Origin of the sequence: Aurantimonas sp. A3-2-R12 (genome assembly GCF_036016755.1) — a bacterium.
Classification (GTDB): Bacteria; Pseudomonadota; Alphaproteobacteria; order Rhizobiales; family Rhizobiaceae; genus Aurantimonas; species Aurantimonas coralicida_A.
Map to the genome: position 1 here is coordinate 100,614 of NZ_JAYXIH010000002.1, position 15,694 is coordinate 116,307.

The 15,694-nt window shown below is 64.7% G+C and carries 15 protein-coding genes; 6 read left to right on the forward strand and 9 right to left on the reverse strand.

The annotated features are described in order from the left end of the window. Nucleotides 1-287 precede the first annotated feature (287 nt). From VSX60_RS01625 to VSX60_RS01635, 3 genes are read left to right on the forward strand one after another with little or no spacing between them, the layout of a single operon-like run. On the forward strand, nucleotides 288-746 hold the full coding sequence (locus VSX60_RS01625; protein WP_327622380.1) for a PepSY domain-containing protein: 459 nt from the start codon (nucleotides 288-290) through the stop codon (nucleotides 744-746). Next, complete coding sequence (locus VSX60_RS01630) at nucleotides 746-1,348, forward strand: cytochrome b/b6 domain-containing protein (RefSeq protein WP_327622381.1); 603 nt, start codon at nucleotides 746-748, stop codon at nucleotides 1,346-1,348. Before VSX60_RS01625 ends, VSX60_RS01630 begins: the two co-directional genes overlap by 1 nt. Continuing rightward, the gene (locus VSX60_RS01635; protein ID WP_327622382.1) at nucleotides 1,345-1,878 is read left to right on the forward strand and encodes a helix-turn-helix transcriptional regulator; all 534 of its coding nucleotides are present in this window, start codon (nucleotides 1,345-1,347) and stop codon (nucleotides 1,876-1,878) included. The genes VSX60_RS01630 and VSX60_RS01635 overlap by 4 nt, the downstream gene beginning before the upstream one ends. Nucleotides 1,879-2,028: 150 nt before the next feature. Here the strand turns inward: VSX60_RS01635 and VSX60_RS01640 are convergent, their stop codons facing one another. Next, nucleotides 2,029-3,009 (reverse strand): aldo/keto reductase, encoded by a 981-nt coding sequence (locus tag VSX60_RS01640; RefSeq protein ID WP_327622383.1) that lies wholly within the window; start codon nucleotides 3,007-3,009, stop codon nucleotides 2,029-2,031. A gap of 278 nt (nucleotides 3,010-3,287) precedes the next feature. Between VSX60_RS01640 and VSX60_RS01645 the strand changes: the two genes are divergently transcribed. Then, complete coding sequence (locus VSX60_RS01645) at nucleotides 3,288-5,825, forward strand: heavy metal translocating P-type ATPase (RefSeq protein WP_327622384.1); 2,538 nt, start codon at nucleotides 3,288-3,290, stop codon at nucleotides 5,823-5,825. A 65-nt stretch (nucleotides 5,826-5,890) separates the two neighbouring features. Then, nucleotides 5,891-6,373 (forward strand): DUF305 domain-containing protein, encoded by a 483-nt coding sequence (locus VSX60_RS01650; RefSeq protein ID WP_327622385.1) that lies wholly within the window; start codon nucleotides 5,891-5,893, stop codon nucleotides 6,371-6,373. A 142-nt stretch (nucleotides 6,374-6,515) separates the two neighbouring features. Here VSX60_RS01650 and VSX60_RS01655 read toward each other — a convergent pair whose 3' ends face one another. The 4 genes from VSX60_RS01655 to VSX60_RS01670 are packed head-to-tail and all read right to left on the reverse strand — an operon-like array spanning nucleotide 6,516 to nucleotide 10,824. Next, nucleotides 6,516-7,745 (reverse strand): alcohol dehydrogenase family protein, encoded by a 1,230-nt coding sequence (locus tag VSX60_RS01655; protein ID WP_327622386.1) that lies wholly within the window; start codon nucleotides 7,743-7,745, stop codon nucleotides 6,516-6,518. Nucleotides 7,746-7,757: 12 nt separating this feature from the next. After that, nucleotides 7,758-8,618 (reverse strand): 3-hydroxyisobutyrate dehydrogenase, encoded by an 861-nt coding sequence (gene mmsB / locus VSX60_RS01660; protein ID WP_327622387.1) that lies wholly within the window; start codon nucleotides 8,616-8,618, stop codon nucleotides 7,758-7,760. After that, a complete protein-coding gene (locus tag VSX60_RS01665; protein ID WP_327622481.1) occupies nucleotides 8,615-9,676 on the reverse strand; it encodes an enoyl-CoA hydratase/isomerase family protein in 1,062 nt (353 codons plus the stop codon). Before VSX60_RS01665 ends, mmsB begins: the two co-directional genes overlap by 4 nt. A 5-nt stretch (nucleotides 9,677-9,681) precedes the next feature. Next, on the reverse strand, nucleotides 9,682-10,824 hold the full coding sequence (locus VSX60_RS01670) for an acyl-CoA dehydrogenase family protein (RefSeq protein ID WP_327622388.1): 1,143 nt from the start codon (nucleotides 10,822-10,824) through the stop codon (nucleotides 9,682-9,684). A 156-nt stretch (nucleotides 10,825-10,980) separates the two neighbouring features. On the opposite strand from VSX60_RS01670, the gene bluB reads away from it, so the two are divergent. Beyond that, nucleotides 10,981-11,673, forward strand: coding sequence for a 5,6-dimethylbenzimidazole synthase (gene bluB, locus VSX60_RS01675; protein ID WP_327622389.1), 693 nt, complete (start codon nucleotides 10,981-10,983; stop codon nucleotides 11,671-11,673). A gap of 58 nt (nucleotides 11,674-11,731) precedes the next feature. On the opposite strand, the gene rpe is transcribed toward bluB, so the two are convergent. The 4 genes from rpe to VSX60_RS01695 all read right to left on the reverse strand — a co-directional run bounded on the left by rpe (nucleotide 11,732) and on the right by VSX60_RS01695 (nucleotide 15,567). Then, a complete protein-coding gene (gene rpe / locus VSX60_RS01680) occupies nucleotides 11,732-12,415 on the reverse strand; it encodes a ribulose-phosphate 3-epimerase (RefSeq protein ID WP_327622391.1) in 684 nt (227 codons plus the stop codon). Further along, nucleotides 12,412-13,434, reverse strand: a complete 1,023-nt coding sequence (gene cbbX / locus VSX60_RS01685) for a CbbX protein (protein WP_327622393.1) — start codon at nucleotides 13,432-13,434, stop codon at nucleotides 12,412-12,414. The genes rpe and cbbX overlap by 4 nt, the downstream gene beginning before the upstream one ends. Before the next feature lie 138 nt (nucleotides 13,435-13,572). Further along, the gene (locus tag VSX60_RS01690) at nucleotides 13,573-13,995 is read right to left on the reverse strand and encodes a ribulose bisphosphate carboxylase small subunit (RefSeq protein WP_327622395.1); all 423 of its coding nucleotides are present in this window, start codon (nucleotides 13,993-13,995) and stop codon (nucleotides 13,573-13,575) included. A 111-nt stretch (nucleotides 13,996-14,106) separates the two neighbouring features. Then, nucleotides 14,107-15,567, reverse strand: coding sequence for a form I ribulose bisphosphate carboxylase large subunit (locus VSX60_RS01695; protein WP_327622396.1), 1,461 nt, complete (start codon nucleotides 15,565-15,567; stop codon nucleotides 14,107-14,109). Nucleotides 15,568-15,694: the final 127 nt, after the last annotated feature.

The window sequence follows — 15,694 nt, forward strand, 5'->3', positions numbered from 1 at the left end:
GGAACGTTCGGCTTCCCCGCCGCGCCGCCCGCTCGCCCATTGCATAGATGTGACGCCGGAGGCGGGTTTGAAAGGCATGCGCCGGCGATTTCGCCGAGCCCCCGCGGATCGCGGGTCTTCCGTCTGTCGAGAGCGGCAAGCATTGGTCTTGTGCGAGGGAAGCTCGTAAGCGGCCGCTTACCCGGTCCTTCATAAGCGCCTGTCGGATCGCGCCCGTCCGCTTTTAGGGCCAATTCTGGATCATCGGGGGAGCCTTTCGCCGTTGATCCGGAATTGAGGAGACTGACATGAAACGCATTGCATTCGGAGCGATCGCCGCCTCGGCGGTTCTCGCGGGCACCGCTTTCGCCGCCGAACCGACCATGGGCGCAAAGCTCGGTGTCTCCGCGCAGGAGATCGGACAAGCCCTCGCGGAAAGCGGCTATGACATGACCCGTTATGAGCGGGAGAATGGGCGGATCGAAGTGACCGCCGCCAAGGAGGACCGGCGGCATAAGCTGTATGTCGACGCAGTAACGGGCGACGTCGTCGAGATCGACGACAGCGTGCGGCGGGGTCCATGGCCGCGCCCCGGCACCAAGGATGACGACATCCGCGCGTCCCTGGCCGCGGACGGATATGAAATCGTCAAGTATGAAAGTGAGCGTGGCGACATCGAAGTCTATGCGCTCAAAGAGGGGCGTCGCTGGGAGATGAAGATCGATCCGGCGAATGGCCAGGTTCTGCGCGTCGAGGAAGAGGACTGATGGCCTCTAAGGTCGACGGGTCGGAAGGCGAGCGGGTGTGGGATCCGCTCGTTCGCCTGACACATTGGACGATCGCCCCGGCGGTGCTGCTCAACGGAGTTTTCATCGAAGAGAAGTCGCTTGCGCATGTTTGGATCGGATACGCAGCGTTCGGCCTGTTGGCACTGCGGCTCGTCTGGGGTGTGATCGGCACGGAGGAAGCGCGGTTTTCATCCTTCCCGCCAAGCCTTTCCGCCGCGTTCGGTCACATCCGCCATATGTTTTCCGGCACGCGCCGCGCGCATCGCTCGCACAATCCGCTTGGTGCATTGATGGCATACGCGCTCTGGGGCACGCTTTTGACCGTGTCGATCACCGGGGTGATGCTGGAAAGCGCTCCCTTTCCCGATGACGATACAGGCGAGCATATTTCGCAATCCTACGGCGAACGCGAGGAGGAGGGTGAAGAGTTCGTTGAAGAGATTCACGAGGTGACGGCGAATTTGCTATTGTTGCTCGCCGCGCTCCATGTTGGCGGCGTTGCGCTCGAATCTCGCCTCTCCGGCAGAAATTTGGTGGGCGCCATGATTGCGGGCGTGAGAAAGCGAAAACACCGCAGTTGACCAAGTCTTCGCAATCAAAATCCTCGCAATCCAGTTCGCGGAGAGCCGTCCTTCTCGCCGCCTTGCTCGCCATTCAAACGCTCTGCGCCGTCTTTTTCGTCGCCGATGTGGCGAGCGATCTGCGATGGGGTGGTCTTACTGCCCACACCGCGCTCGAGGGCGCTGTCGCTTTCGCCCTTATTCTCGGGATTGCGTTCGCCGCCTTCGAAATGCGTCGCACGCTCGAACGCAACCGGCGCGCGGAAGCCGCCCTTTCGTCCGCCTCTGGCGCTTTCGCGGAGTTGATCGACGCCTACTTCGAAGACTGGGGGTTGACGCCAGCGGAGGCGGATGTCGCGCTGTTTGCGCTCAAGGGCCTGGATGTGGCCGAGATAGCAGCTTTTCGCGGCGCGGCTTCGGGCACGGTCCGGGCACAACTCGCCCGTGTTTATGCCAAAGCCAAGGTCTCGAACCGGCCTCAGTTCATTTCGCTGTTTATCGAGGAACTGCTTTGCGCATCGATCGTCAAGCCGTCCGCCTCGGCCAATTAGAGTATCGGGCTTTGTGAAGCCGGCTGCCCGCTTATGCACAGCCGTCCTTCCCCGCCAAGGCCTTGATCGACAGGGCACTGCGTCGGCAATCTCGGCCGCATTCCCTGGCCGTCGCCAAACGACCGGGCAACGCCGGCGGGCCGATTTCCGCTATTTGAAACCGGCCACCGCACGCGGCTGATAGGGCGCTTCCAGTGCGGCGATCTCGTCCGCGGTCAGTTGGATATCGAGGGACGCCACGGCATCGTCGAGATGTTGCATCTTGGTCGCGCCGACGATCGGCGCGGTCACGCCCGGTTTCTGGCGCGTCCAAGCCAGCGCCACCTGCGCTCGAGCGACTCCCCGTGCCTTGGCGATCTCGCCAACCGCGTCGACGATCGCCTTCTCAGCATCTTCGTGGACGCGGTACAGCTTCTTGGCGACCTCGTCGGTATCGAAGCGGTGGGTGGTCTCGTCCCAAGCGCGAGTCAGGCGCCCACGTGCCATCGGCGACCACGGGATGACGCCGATGCCTTGATCCCGGCACAGCGGCAGCATCTCGCGTTCCTCTTCGCGATAGAGCAGATTCAGATGGTTCTGCATGGTCACGAATCGCGTCCATCCATGCTTTTCCGACAGATGCAGCGCCTTGGCGAACTGCCAGGCATGCATGGAGGACGCACCGATATAGCGGGCCTTACCGGCCTTGACGACATCGTGCAGCGCTTCCAGCGTTTCCTCGATCGGCGTGCGGTAATCCCAACGATGAATCTGGTAGAGGTCGACATAGTCGGTCCCGAGCCGCATCAGGCTCTTGTCGATCTCGCTGAAGATCGCCTTGCGCGACAGACCCATGCCGTTCGGGCCGTCATGCATGCGGTTGAACACCTTGGTGGCGATGACGACCTCGTCGCGCTTGCCGAAATCCTTCAGGGCCCGACCGAGGATCTCCTCGCTGGTGCCGGCCGAATACATGTTCGCCGTGTCGAAGAAATTGATGCCGAGTTCGATCGCCCGGCGGATGAACGGCCGGCTTTCCTCCTCGGGTATCGACCAGGAATGCGTCCCGGCGTCGGATGCACCGTAGCTCATGCAGCCGAGGCAGAGCGGCGTGACATCGAGGCCGGTACGGCCGAGCTTGATCGTCTTCATGGCGGATTCCTCGTGGAGGGCGAGACGGTTGCGAGCAAATGCGAGCCGTTTCCGGCCGGCGGACCATACAACGCAATTCGCCGAGGAAAAGTCCGGGCCGGCCACAAACCGACCGACGACAACGCTCGCGACCGGCCAGCGATGGGGAACTTCGGGCCTCACGGCTGGGCTGACGATCGTGCCTCTTGACCTTCCAGCTACTGGAAGGACCAAATAGCCTGAACGACCCATCGATCCTAATTTCGCCAGCCTTCCTCTTTTCCAGAAGGACTCCCCGCATGTCCGACACCAACACCCGCGACGGCACCGCCGCCTCGCATGGCGATCACAGCCATGATCATCCGGAATCTGCCGGTCCCGGCGCAAACGCCGAGACCGCTCTGTTCCGTGATCCGGTCTGCGGCATGACGGTCGATCCCGAAGCCGGCAAGCCGACGGCGACCCATGACGGCCATACGTTCCACTTTTGCAGCGAGGGTTGCCGCACGAAGTTCGAGGCGGCGCCCGAAGACTATGTCACCGCCAAGGATCCGGTGTGCGGCATGACCGTCGAGCGGGCCAGCGCCAAGCACATGGCCAAGCACCAGGGCGAGCGATTCTATTTCTGCTCGCAGCGCTGCCATGAAAAGTTCGAGGCCGAGCCCGAGAAATATCTCGGCGATCGACCCGCCCCGGAGCCGATGCCGGAAGGCACGATGTACACCTGCCCGATGCATCCCGAAATCGTCGAGGACCATCCTGACGACTGCCCGATCTGTGGCATGGCGCTGGAGCCGATGGGGGTGCCGACGGGCGATGAAGGCCCGAATCCCGAATTGGTCGATTTCACACGGCGGTTCTGGGTCGGCGCGGTGTTGACCGTTCCGTTGCTCGTCATCGCCATGGGGCCGATGCTCGGTCTACCGGTCGGCGAATGGATCGGCGAGCGTGCCGCTCGCTGGATTGAACTCGTCCTCGCGACGCCGGTCATCCTGTGGGCCGGCTGGCCGTTCCTGGTGCGCGGCTACAAGTCGTTCAAGACGATGAACCTCAACATGTTCAGCCTGATCGGCATGGGCGTCCTGGCGGCCTATCTGTTCAGCGTCGTTGCCGTTCTGTTTCCCCAGATCTTCCCAGCCGGCTTCCGCACCGCCGAAGGCACGGTCGGCGTCTATTTCGAGGCCGGCGCGGTGATCGTCGTCCTGGTCCTGCTCGGTCAGATCCTCGAACTGCGCGCTCGCGAGCGCACCGGCTCGGCAATCCGTGCGCTGCTCGACCTCGCCGCCAAGACGGCGCGCGTTATCCGCCCGGACGGCATCGAGGAAGAGATTCCGCTCGAAGAGGTCGTGCTTGGCGACCGGCTGCGCGTGCGCCCCGGCGACAAGGTGCCGGTCGACGGCACAGTCGTCGACGGCCGCTCCTCGATCGACGAATCGATGCTCACCGGCGAACCGATCCCGGTGGAGAAGACACCGGGCGACAAGGTCACCGGCGCAACCATCAACAAGAATGGCAGTCTGGTGATCGAGGCAAAGCGCGTCGGCAAGGACACGATGCTCAGCCAGATCGTCGAGATGGTCGCCAACGCCCAGCGCTCGCGCGCGCCGATCCAGAAGCTCGCCGATGCGGTGGCGGGCTATTTCGTCCCGGCGGTGATCGCGGCGGCGGTCATCGCGTTCATCAGTTGGGCCATTTTCGGGCCGGAGCCAGCGCTGGCCTACGCCCTGGTCTCGGCGGTCGCGGTGTTGATCATCGCCTGCCCCTGCGCGCTGGGTCTCGCCACGCCGATGTCGATCATGACGGCGACCGGGCGCGGCGCCCAGGCCGGTGTCCTGATCAAGAACGCCGAGGCGCTGGAGCGTTTCGCCAAGGTCGACACGCTGATCGTCGACAAGACGGGCACCTTGACCGAGGGCAAGCCGAGGTTAGTCGCGGTGCTGCCGGAAGCCGGCCATGACGAGGCCGAGGTGCTGCGCCTCGCGGCCTCGCTGGAACGCGGCTCCGAACATCCGCTCGCCGAGGCGATCGTCGCAGGGGCCGAGGAGCGGGGCGTCGAGATGGTGAGCGCCGACGATTTCGAGGCGGTCACCGGCATGGGCGTCAAGGGCGTCGTCGACGGCAGGTCGGTCGCGCTCGGCAACAGCCGTTTCATGACCGAACTCGGTCTCGACGGGGCGGCGCTGATCGAGACCGCCAATTCCCGACGCGATCAGGGCGAGACGGTGATGTTCGTCGTTGTGGAAGGAGCGATCGCGGGGCTCGTCAGCGTCGCCGATCCGATGAAGGGGACGACACCGGCGGCGATCAAGGCGCTGCACGCGGAGGGATTCCGCATCGTCATGGCCACCGGCGACAATGAGCGCACGGCCAAGGCGATCGCCGGCCGGCTCGGCATCGACGAGATTCGCGCCGAGGTGCTGCCGGAGGACAAGGCCCGCATCATCAAGGAAATGCAGGCGGAAGGCCACAAGGTCGCGATGGCCGGTGACGGCGTCAACGACGCCCCGGCTCTGGCTCAGGCCGATGTCGGCATCGCCATGGGCACCGGCGCCGACGTCGCCATCGAGAGCGCCGGCATCACCCTGGTGAAGGGCAATCTCGACGGTATCGTGCGGGCGCGGCGGCTGTCGCAGGCGACCATGCGCAACATCAAGCAAAACCTGTTCTTCGCCATGGTCTACAACGCCGCTGGCGTGCCGGTGGCGGCGGGTATCCTCTACCCGTTCCTCGGCATCCTGATCTCGCCGGTCTTCGCGGCGGCGGCGATGAGCCTGTCGTCGGTCTCGGTGATCAGCAATGCGCTGAGGCTCCGGTCGGTCCGTCTTGACGCGCGCTGACGGCGCTCCGTCGCCAACCGTCCCTTTCGTTACCCCACCCCAGAAAAACTAGGAAAATTTATCGTATGTCGCCTTATCTCAAGCTGTTCCTCATGGTCGGAACCTCCGTCGTTCTCATGTTCGGCATCACCTACCTAACGAGCTTCGACATCGTCGATCATGCGTTCTTCAGCGAGACGCGCGGTTACGTCGCCTTGTTGATGGGGTCGACGATGTTTGTCGTAATGCTGGCCTATATGATCGGGATGTTTCCCAATAAGGGCGCGAATATCGGCATCTTCGTCGGCGCCTTCCTGGCCTTCGCGGCCGTGCTCTATCTGGTCCGGAGCCAGGTGACGGTGGACGATGTCGACTACATGCAAGCGATGATCCCCCACCACTCCATCGCCATCCTGACCAGCGAGCGGGCGAAGATTACTGACCCCCGCGTGCGCAAGCTGGCGGACGAGATCATCAAGGCACAGGTTCTCGAGATCGCCGAGATGAAAGCGCTGATCGCCGATCTCAAAGGCGGGCCGAAGGCCACCCCGGAAAAAGACGGCAAGTAACAAAACGCGCCCGCCAGCCGGCTTAGAGCAGCCGGCCATAGCGCAACCCGTCATGGATCGCCGCGTGGATATTGCGCGCGGCGATCGCGTCGCCGATCCGCCGGCGAAAAGGTGATTTAATTGACGCGGAAATCGGTCATCTTCATGCATCGTCCACCGGCGGGATCAGGACGATCTTTCCCGGATAGGTCTTGGCCATGAAGGCATCCTGCGCGAGGCAGATCTCCGAAAGCGGATAGGTCTTCGAGACCAGCGGCCGCAGCCTGCCGGCATTCACATGATCGACGATCGCCGAGAAGACGGACGCCGGCTGGTAAGTGCTGCCGAAAAGGGTCAGATCCTTTAGATACAGATCACGTACGTCGAGCTCGACCATGGGTCCGGCGATCGCCCCCGCAGTGACGTAGCGGCCACCGCGCTTCAACAGTGCAATCACGGTCGGGAAGGCCGGCCCGGCCACCACATCGACGACGACATCCATGCTCCGCGCACCAGGATATGTCAGCAGATCGGCGTCGCGATCGACGACCTCGTCCGCGCCCGCCGCGCGCACCGCCTCGGCCTTGCCGGCGCTCGCCTGCGCGACGATATGCGCTCCCCGTAACCGCGCCAGCTGAACGGCGGCCATGCCGACGCCGCCGGACGCACCGGTGACGAAGATCCGATCCGCGCCAGATACCCCAGCCCGCTGCAGCATGCCCTCGGCTGTCGAGAAGGCGCAGGGGATCGCGCCGAGTTCAATGTCGCTGAGTTCGGTCTCAACGGCGTGGGTTTCAGTGGCCAGAGCGACGCAATACTGTGCAAACGCGCCATCGCGTTCCGAACCGAACGTGCCGAAGTCGTAAGCGCCGCCTCCTCCGAGCGAAGCCTGCATTGTCGCCACGAGCACGCGCTCGCAGATCCGGCCCTCGTCCACTCCCTCGCCGACCGCGACGATCGTTCCGCAGCAATCCGCGCCCTGGATCCGGGGCAATTGTAGCGGCACGCCTGACCACGCGGCATCGCCGGCGTCTCCCGTCCCGCCTTCATCGCCGCTCGCACCGGTGACGGTCTTGGAGTACCAGCCGGTGCGGGTATTGATGTCGGTGTTATTGACCCCGGCGGCATGCACCCGGATCAGGACCTCTCCGACGCCCGGCTTTGGCACGGCCAGATCAGTGCGATAGTCGAGTTTATCCAGGCCGCCATGCCCGGTCAGCAGGACGCCATGCATTGTTTGCGGGATGGGTCTCGTTGTCGGTATCATGCGTTCTCCATTGAGCGCTTCTCGCGCTCGACAAAATCCGTCAACGACCGCAGAGGGGTCGCGGCGCTTCACGAACGCGAACGTGCGGAGAGCAGCTGCGGCACGCAGGCGCTGTCCCCCGGCCACTTCTGATTCGCCTCAGCCCTTCGACAGCTTGTCCAAGATCGCCGAGAAGTCGCGACCCTTGCCGCCCGCAGCGACGAAGGCGTCGTAGATGTCGCGGGCGTGGCGGCCGAGCTCGGTGGTCGCCCCGGCGCTTTCCGCCGCTTCCTGCGACAGGTTCAGATCCTTCAGCATCAGATCGGCGGCGAACCCCGGCTTGTAGTCGTTGTCGGCCGGGCTCTTCGGCCCGATGCCGGGTGCCGGGCAATAGGTGTTGATCGACCAGCACGAACCCGACGAGGTCGAGGCGACGTCGAACATCGCCTGCCGGTCGAGGCCGAGCTTGTCGGCGAGATGAAATGCCTCGCAGACCCCGATCATGGAAATACCGAGGATCATGTTGTTGCAGATCTTCGCCGCCTGCCCGGCGCCCGCGGCGCCGCAATGCACCGCCTTCTGGCCCATGATGTTGAACAGCGTCTTGCCCTTGGCAAAGGCGTCCTCGCCGCCGCCGACCATGAAGGTCAGCGTGCCGGCCTCGGCCCCGCCGGTGCCGCCGGAGACCGGCGCGTCGAGCGACAAAAGCCCCGCATTCTCGGCGAGCTTATGCACCGCGCGGGCACTGTCGACGTCGACCGTCGAGCAGTCGATGATCAGCGCGCCCATGTCCGCGGCCTTGACGATGTCGCCATGCACGGCCCGGACGATCTCCCCGTTCGGCAGCATGGTGATGACGGCGTGCATGCCGCGCACCGCGCCCTCGGCGGAATCCGCTGGCGCAACGCCCTCTACCGCGACGCCCGCCGGGTCGAAACCGGTCACGTCGTGGCCCGCCTTGGCGAGGTTCTTCGCCATCGGCGCGCCCATATTGCCGAGACCGATGAAGCCGATCCTCATGCCCGTTCCTCCCATGTGAGTTCGTTATCGCCGAGCGGCGCCAAGATCGCATCCACCCGCTCCCGCGGCAGATCCTCGATGCGCGCCACCGACCATTGCGGCTGGCGGTCCTTGTCGATGACCGCCGCGCGGATGCCTTCGAGGAAATCGCCCTCCTGCTGGCTGCGGAAGGTGAAGCGGTATTCGCGTATCAGCGCGTTCTCGATCGTCGGGTCCTCGCGCACAGCGCGCACGATCGCCAGCGTCGCCGCCACCGAGATCGGCGACCCGCGCCGGATCGCCTTAAGCGTCGTTTCGGCGAATTCACCGCCATCGGCTTCCAGCGCGGCGACGATCGCGGCGGCGGAGGACGCGCCGAACAAGGCGTCGATCGCCCCGCGCCGCCCGGCCAGCTCACCTTCGGGCGGCATCTCGGCGAAGGCGTCGATCACCGCCGGATCGCCTGTCTCGACCAGCCGGGCAACGAGGTCGGCCAAGCGCTCGGACGGCACGTAAACATCCGCGAAACCGGCGAGGATCGCGTCGGCGGGGCCCATGCGAAAGCCGGTCGTGCCGAGATATTCGCCGAGCCGCCCCGGCGCCGTCGCCAGGATCAGCGAGCCGCCGACGTCGGGCACGAGACCGATGCCGCATTCGGGCATCGCCACCATCGAGCGTTCGGTCACGATGCGGTGGCCGCCATGGGCCGCCAGTCCAACGCCGCCGCCCATGACGATGCCGTCCATCACCGCGACATAGGGCTTGTCGTAATGGGCGATCAGCCGGTTCAGCCGGTATTCCTCGGCCCAGAAGCGCTGGCCGTAGGCGAACTCGCCAGCGCGGCCGTGCTGGTAAAGCTCGGCGATGTCGCCGCCGGCACAGAACGCCCGCTCGCCGGCCGCATCGATGATCACCAGCGCCACGGCCTCGTCCACTGCCCATTCGCGCAGCGCCGCCTCGATCGCCCGCGCCATCTCCCAGGTCAGCGCGTTGAGCGCCTTCGGCCGGTTCAGCGTGATCCGCCCAGCCCAGCCCTCGACCCGGATCAGCACGTCGTCGGTCGTCGTCTCGTCCCGCATCGCGCTCACCCGTGCTCGGCCAGAAGCGCGCGGGCGGTGATCATCCGCATGATCTCGTTGGTGCCCTCGAGGATCTGATGGACGCGGAGATCCCTCACGATCTTCTCGATGCCGTAATCGGCGAGATAGCCGTAGCCGCCATGCAGCTGCAGCGCCATGTTGGCGACGTTGAAGCTCGTATCGGTGACGAACCGCTTGGCCATGGCGCAATGCTTGGTCGCGTCCGGCGCCTTGGTGTCCAGCTTCCACGCCGCCTGGCGCAGGAAGATGCGCGCCGCCTGCAATTCGGTCTCCATGTCGGCGAGCCGGAATTGCAGCGCCTGGAACTCGGTCAGATTCTTGCCGAAGGCCTTGCGCTCCTTCATGTAGGCGACCGACTTGTCGAGCGCGGCCTGCGCCGCGCCGAGCGCGCAGGCCGAAATGTTCAGCCGGCCACCGTCGAGCCCCATCATGGCATAGGCAAAGCCCTTGCCCTCCTCGCCGAGCAACGCGCCGCCCGGCACCTTGCAGTCCTCGAAGCGCACTTCGGCGGTCGGTTGGGCCAGCCAGCCCATCTTCTTTTCCTGCGCCCCGAACGACAGACCCTCCGCGCCGTTCTCAACCAGGATCGCCGAGATACCCTTCGGCCCCGCCTCGCCGGTCCGCGCCATGACGACATAGAGGTCGGAAAAGCCGGCGCCGGAGATGAAGCTCTTGGTGCCGTTCAGCACATAGCCGTTGCCGTCGGGCTTGGCGCTGGTTCGAAGCGCCGCCGCGTCCGAGCCCGAGCCCGGTTCGGTCAGGCAATAGCTCGCGACCTTGTCCATGCTGCTGAGCTTGGGCAGCCACTCGGCGCGCTGCTCCTCGGTCCCGAACGAATCCACCATCCAGGCGACCATGTTGTGGATCGACAGGAACGCCGACACCGACGGATCGCCATAGGACAGCGCCTCGAAGATCAGCGCCGCGTCGAGCCGCGTCAGGCCGGAGCCGTAGTCGTCGCGGACGACGATCGCCGCCATGCCGAGGCCGGCGAGTTCCTGCAGGACGTCGCGCGGCAGCGCCTTGTCTTCCTCCCAGCTTGCCGCGTGGGGCGCCATCTTCTCGACGGCGAATTCCCGCGCCATCGCGAAGATCTGGCTCTGCTCGTCTGTCAGCGCAAAATCCAAGCCGGTCCCTCCCCTGTCGCGGCCGGAGTGCGCCGCTGCCGAGAACAGGTCTAGAAGGCTGAGGGCAGCGCTTCAAGGGCGGGTGGAAAGCACCATTGCTAACAGCCGCGAATCCGGAGCATAGCTGCGCCTCGACCCAAAGCCGAAGGAGCATCAATGCTGGAAAAGCCAAGCCCGCGACCGGCCGGAGCCTTCGACGATGCGGAACGCGCGGCGGTCTATCGCGCGATCGAAACGCGGCGTGACGTGCGCGACGAGTTCCTGCCGCGACCGTTGCCCGACGACGTCCTTCGGCGGCTGCTGGAGGCCGCCCATCATGCGCCCTCGGTCGGCTTCATGCAGCCGTGGAACTTCGTTCTGGTCCGGGATTCGGCGGTTCGCCACCGCGTTCACGCCGCCTTCAGCCGAGCCAACGAGGAAGCCGCGGAGATGTTCGCCGATGGGCGGCAGGCGACCTACCGATCCCTGAAACTGGAGGGTATCCGCAAGGCGCCGCTCAATATCTGCGTCACCTGCGACCGGAGCCGTGGCGGCCCGGTCGTCATCGGCCGCACGCACAATTCGGAAATGGACCTTTATTCGACCGTCTGCGCCGTCCAGAATCTGTGGCTCGCGGCGCGGGCCGAGGGCGTCGGCGTGGGCTGGGTGTCGATCTATCACGAGCCGGAATTGCGCGATATCTTGGAGATCCCGGAAGAGATCAGCGTCGTCGCCTATCTGTGCGTCGGCTATGTCGATCGGCTTTACGACGAGCCCGAGTTACAGGCAAAGGGCTGGCGACGGCGCCTCGATCTCGACGACCTCGTCTTCGACGATGCTTGGGGGCAAAGGGGTGACGGCTTGAAATAAAGACCGCGCGGGCCTTTTCGACACCGCGCGGCAACAGGGCATCCTGAGAGGGAAGAACTCAGGCGGCCTTCGACACCGCCCCCGCCGCCGCGCGGATCGCTTTCATGTTGGCTTCGTAATGCGCCGGCGTGCCGCCCTTGAAGATCGCCGAGCCGGCGACGAGCACGTCGGCGCCGGCCTCGACCACCAGCGGGGCCGTCTCGGGAGTCACGCCCCCGTCGATCTCGATAAGGATGTCGCGGTCGCCGATCATCGCCTTGACCCGGCGCACCTTGTCGATGACCGAGGGGATGAAGGCCTGCCCGCCGAAACCCGGATTGACCGTCATCAGGAGAACGAGGTCGAGCCGGTCGAGCACGTATTGGATGACGCTTTCCGGCGTCGACGGGTTGAGCGAGACGCCGGCCTTCTTGCCGAGTGCGCGGATCGCCTGCAGTGAGCGATCGAGATGCTTCGTCGCCTCGGCATGCACCGTGATGATATCGCAGCCGGCCTCGGCGAAGGCCTCCAGATACGGGTCGCACGGCTCGATCATCAAATGACAGTCGAACACTTTCGTCGAGGCGCCGCGGACGGCTTTGACGATCGGCGGGCCGAAGGTGATGTTCGGCACGAAATGGCCGTCCATCACATCGAGATGGATCCAATCGGCGCCGGCCTTGTCGACCGCAGCGACCTCTTCGCCGAGGCGCGCGAAGTCCGCCGAGAGGATCGAGGGGGCGATGATGACGGGCTTGGTCATGGGGTCTCCTGCGTGCTGTCGTCGTCCCGGCCGGGCGGGTCGTTGAAGACCCGGCTGGCGGAAATGTCTTCCGCCTCGATGCGCGAAAGCGCTTCCGCGTTCAAGGGACCTTCGGCGGTTTCGAACAGCCGGTTGGCCTGTCTGAGCCGCGCCCGGTCGAGGGCATTGCGGATCGAGCGGGCGTTGGCGAAATGCGGCTGCGCCCGGCGCCGCTCGATATAGCGCGCCAGCACCGCCTTTGCTTCGTCGGCGAGGTGATAGTTCTGCCGCTCCAGCATTCCCACCGAAATGCGCAGGAGCTCGTCGTCGGAATAGTCGGGAAAGTCGATGTGGTGGGCGATGCGCGAGCGAAATCCGGGATTTGACTCGAAGAACGTGTCCATTCGGTCGGTATAGCCGGCGAGGATGACGACGAGGTCGTCGCGCTGGTTCTCCATCACCTGCAACAGGATCTCGATCGCCTCCTGCCCGTAGTCGCGCTCGTTCTCGGGGCGGTAGAGATAATAGGCCTCGTCGATGAACAGGACGCCGCCCATCGCCTTCTTGAGGATGTCCTTCGTCTTCGGCGCGGTGTGGCCGATATATTGCCCGACAAGGTCGTCGCGGGTCACCGAGACGAGATGGCCCTTGCGGATGTAGCCGAGCCGATGGAGAAGGTTCGCCATCTTCATCGCCACCGTCGTCTTGCCGGTGCCCGGATTGCCGGTGAAGCTCATGTGCAGCGTCGGCGTCTCGTGGGCGAGGCCGAGCCGGCGGCGGGCCCGCTCGACCAGAAGCAGCGCCGCGGTCTCGCGAATCCGCTTCTTCACCGGCGCCAGACCGATGAGATCGCGATCGAGTTCTTCCAGCACGTCCCTGACGCCGGCATCCTCGTATTCGCGCTTGAGGTCGACGGTTATGGGGGCGGTTTCGTCAGCGTTGTCACCGATCGCGGCGGCTTGTGGCTCCGCCGTCGTTTTCGAGGGCGCGGTCTCGCCGTCAGACTTTCCGCCCTTGTTCAACTGGTCGAGGTAGCTCATTCGATGACCTCCGTTTGCCCGGCTTTGTGCCTCGGACTTGTCCGTTGCGGCAGCCCGCTCCTTGCAGAACGGCCGCTCGATCCGATGCTTCGTCATCCCCGCCCGTCAGGTCGGGGATGACGATGGCGGCGTGATGTCTCAGCCCGAATACCGCTCGCCCTCCGGCTTGTCGGTGGCGTAGGTCTCGGTGGTGTAGCGGATGTTGCGACCCTCCATCTCCTGCCGGCGCAGGCGGAAACCGGGCTCTTCCTTCGGCCGGTTGACGATGAAGCTGAGCTTCACCGATTCCCAGCCATGGGTGGAATCGAAGGCCGACATGCGGATGTAGCGGTCGCCATAGGCCTTGCGGCACGCCGTCAGCTCCATCATCACGCCGGCCGCGTCCGCGATGTCGAACATCGGATGACCCCACATGTCCCAATAGGTGTTCCGGGGATGCGGATCGTCGGTGTATTCCAGATTCACCGCCCAGCCATTGTCGAGGCAGTATTGCACCTGTGCGGTGATCTGCTTGTCGGTCAGGTCGGGCAGGAACGAAAAGGCTCCTTGGGTGATGCGCATGGATCGGATTCCTTTGTTGGCGGCTGGCGGCGATACGGGCCGCGCCAGCCGTTTTGATGGGGAAATGAGCGGCGGAACGCGGAAGAGGATCACGCTCCGCCTCGGAACGGCTCAGGCCGATGCCGTCGCCGTCACCTGATAATCGGGCGAGTCGGTCGAGGTGTAGTTGAAGGTCACGTCCTTCCAGGTATCGAGCGCCTGCTTCAGCGGCGTACACGTCTTGGCCGCCTGGTTGAGGATATCCGGCCCCTCGTTGAGAAGGTCGCGGCCCTCGTTGCGGGCGAGGATCATGCATTCCAGCGCCACGCGGTTGGCCGTCGCGCCGGCCGCGATGCCCATCGGGTGACCGATGGTGCCGCCGCCGAACTGCAGCACCACGTCCTCGCCCAGAAGGTCGATCAGCTGGTGCATCTGGCCGGCGTGAATGCCGCCGGAGGCGACCGGCATCACCTTGTTCAGCGAGGCCCAGGGCTGATCGAAGAAGATGCCGTTTTCGAGTTTTTGCGGCGTGAACTCGTCGCGGCAAATGTCGTAATAGCCCTTGGTCGTTGCCGGATCGCCCTCGAGCTTGCCAACGACGGTGCCTGCGTGGATGTGATCGACGCCCGCAAGCCGCGACCATTTGGCGATGACGCGGAACGACACGCCATGGGTCTTCTGGCGCGTATAGGTGGAGTGGCCGGCCCGGTGCAGGTGCAGGATCATGTTGTTGCGGCGGGCCCACTTGGCCATCGACTGCATCGCCGTCCAGCCGATGACGAGATCGATCATGATGATGCTCGACCCGAGTTCCTTGGCGAACTCGGCGCGCTCGTACATGTCCTCCATCGTCGCCGCGGTGACGTTGAGATAGCTGCCCTTGATCTCGCCGGTGGCGGCCTGCGCCTTGTTGACCGCCTCCATGCAGTACAAAAAGCGCTCGCGCCAATCCATGAATGACTGCGAGTTGATGTTCTCGTCGTCCTTGGTGAAGTCGAGCCCGCCCTTCAGCGCCTCGTAGACGACGCGGCCGTAATTGCGACCGGACAGGCCGAGCTTCGGCTTCACCGTGGCGCCGAGCAGCGGCCGGCCGAACTTGTCAAGGCGCTCGCGCTCGACGACGATGCCGGTCGCCGGCCCCTGGAAGGTCTTCACATAGGCGGTCGGCAGCCGCATATCCTCGAGCCGAAGGCCCTTCAGCGGCTTGAAGCCGAAGACGTTGCCGATGATCGAGGCGGTGAGGTTGGCAATCGAGCCGGATTCGAACAGGTCGAGATCGTAGGCGATATAGGCGAAATACTGGTCGTCGGTGTTCGGCACCTGGTCGACGCGATACGCCTTGGCGCGGTACTTTTCCGCCGCCGTCAGCCGGTCGGTCCACACCACGGTCCATGTCGCCGTGGAGCTTTCTCCCGCGACGGCCGCGGCCGCCTCGATCGGATCGACCCCGTCCTGGGGGATGATCCTGAAACAGGCGATGACGTCGGTTTCCTTCGGCTCGTAGTCGGGCTCCCAGTAGCCCATCTTGCGGTATTCCATGACGCCGGACTTGTAGCGGTCCTTGCCCTTGATGGTTTGTGAAGCCTGTTGCATAGCGGTCTCCTTCCTGGATCCGTGGTGGCGTGCGACCCTGCCGGCTCAGCAATTTCGGCACACCTTCTCCGTTCGCCGCGAGGGGTGCCCCCGCGCCGTTTCGATTCAGCTTTGTCTCGGTTCGTTT

Bases quoted from the DNA above. Each gene is read 5' to 3' on its own strand.
- VSX60_RS01665 (WP_327622481.1), bottom strand. From the start codon at position 9,676: ATGCGGGACGAGACGACGACCGACGACGTGCTGATCCGGGTCGAGGGC.
- VSX60_RS01695 (WP_327622396.1), bottom strand. From the start codon at position 15,567: ATGCAACAGGCTTCACAAACCATCAAGGGCAAGGACCGCTACAAGTCC.
- VSX60_RS01650 (WP_327622385.1), top strand. From the start codon at position 5,891: ATGTCGCCTTATCTCAAGCTGTTCCTCATGGTCGGAACCTCCGTCGTT.
- VSX60_RS01625 (WP_327622380.1), top strand. From the start codon at position 288: ATGAAACGCATTGCATTCGGAGCGATCGCCGCCTCGGCGGTTCTCGCG.
- VSX60_RS01690 (WP_327622395.1), bottom strand. From the start codon at position 13,995: ATGCGCATCACCCAAGGAGCCTTTTCGTTCCTGCCCGACCTGACCGAC.
- bluB (WP_327622389.1), top strand. From the start codon at position 10,981: ATGCTGGAAAAGCCAAGCCCGCGACCGGCCGGAGCCTTCGACGATGCG.
- cbbX (WP_327622393.1), bottom strand. From the start codon at position 13,434: ATGAGCTACCTCGACCAGTTGAACAAGGGCGGAAAGTCTGACGGCGAG.
- rpe (WP_327622391.1), bottom strand. From the start codon at position 12,415: ATGACCAAGCCCGTCATCATCGCCCCCTCGATCCTCTCGGCGGACTTC.
- VSX60_RS01640 (WP_327622383.1), bottom strand. From the start codon at position 3,009: ATGAAGACGATCAAGCTCGGCCGTACCGGCCTCGATGTCACGCCGCTC.
- VSX60_RS01645 (WP_327622384.1), top strand. From the start codon at position 3,288: ATGTCCGACACCAACACCCGCGACGGCACCGCCGCCTCGCATGGCGAT.
- VSX60_RS01630 (WP_327622381.1), top strand. From the start codon at position 746: ATGGCCTCTAAGGTCGACGGGTCGGAAGGCGAGCGGGTGTGGGATCCG.
- mmsB (WP_327622387.1), bottom strand. From the start codon at position 8,618: ATGAGGATCGGCTTCATCGGTCTCGGCAATATGGGCGCGCCGATGGCG.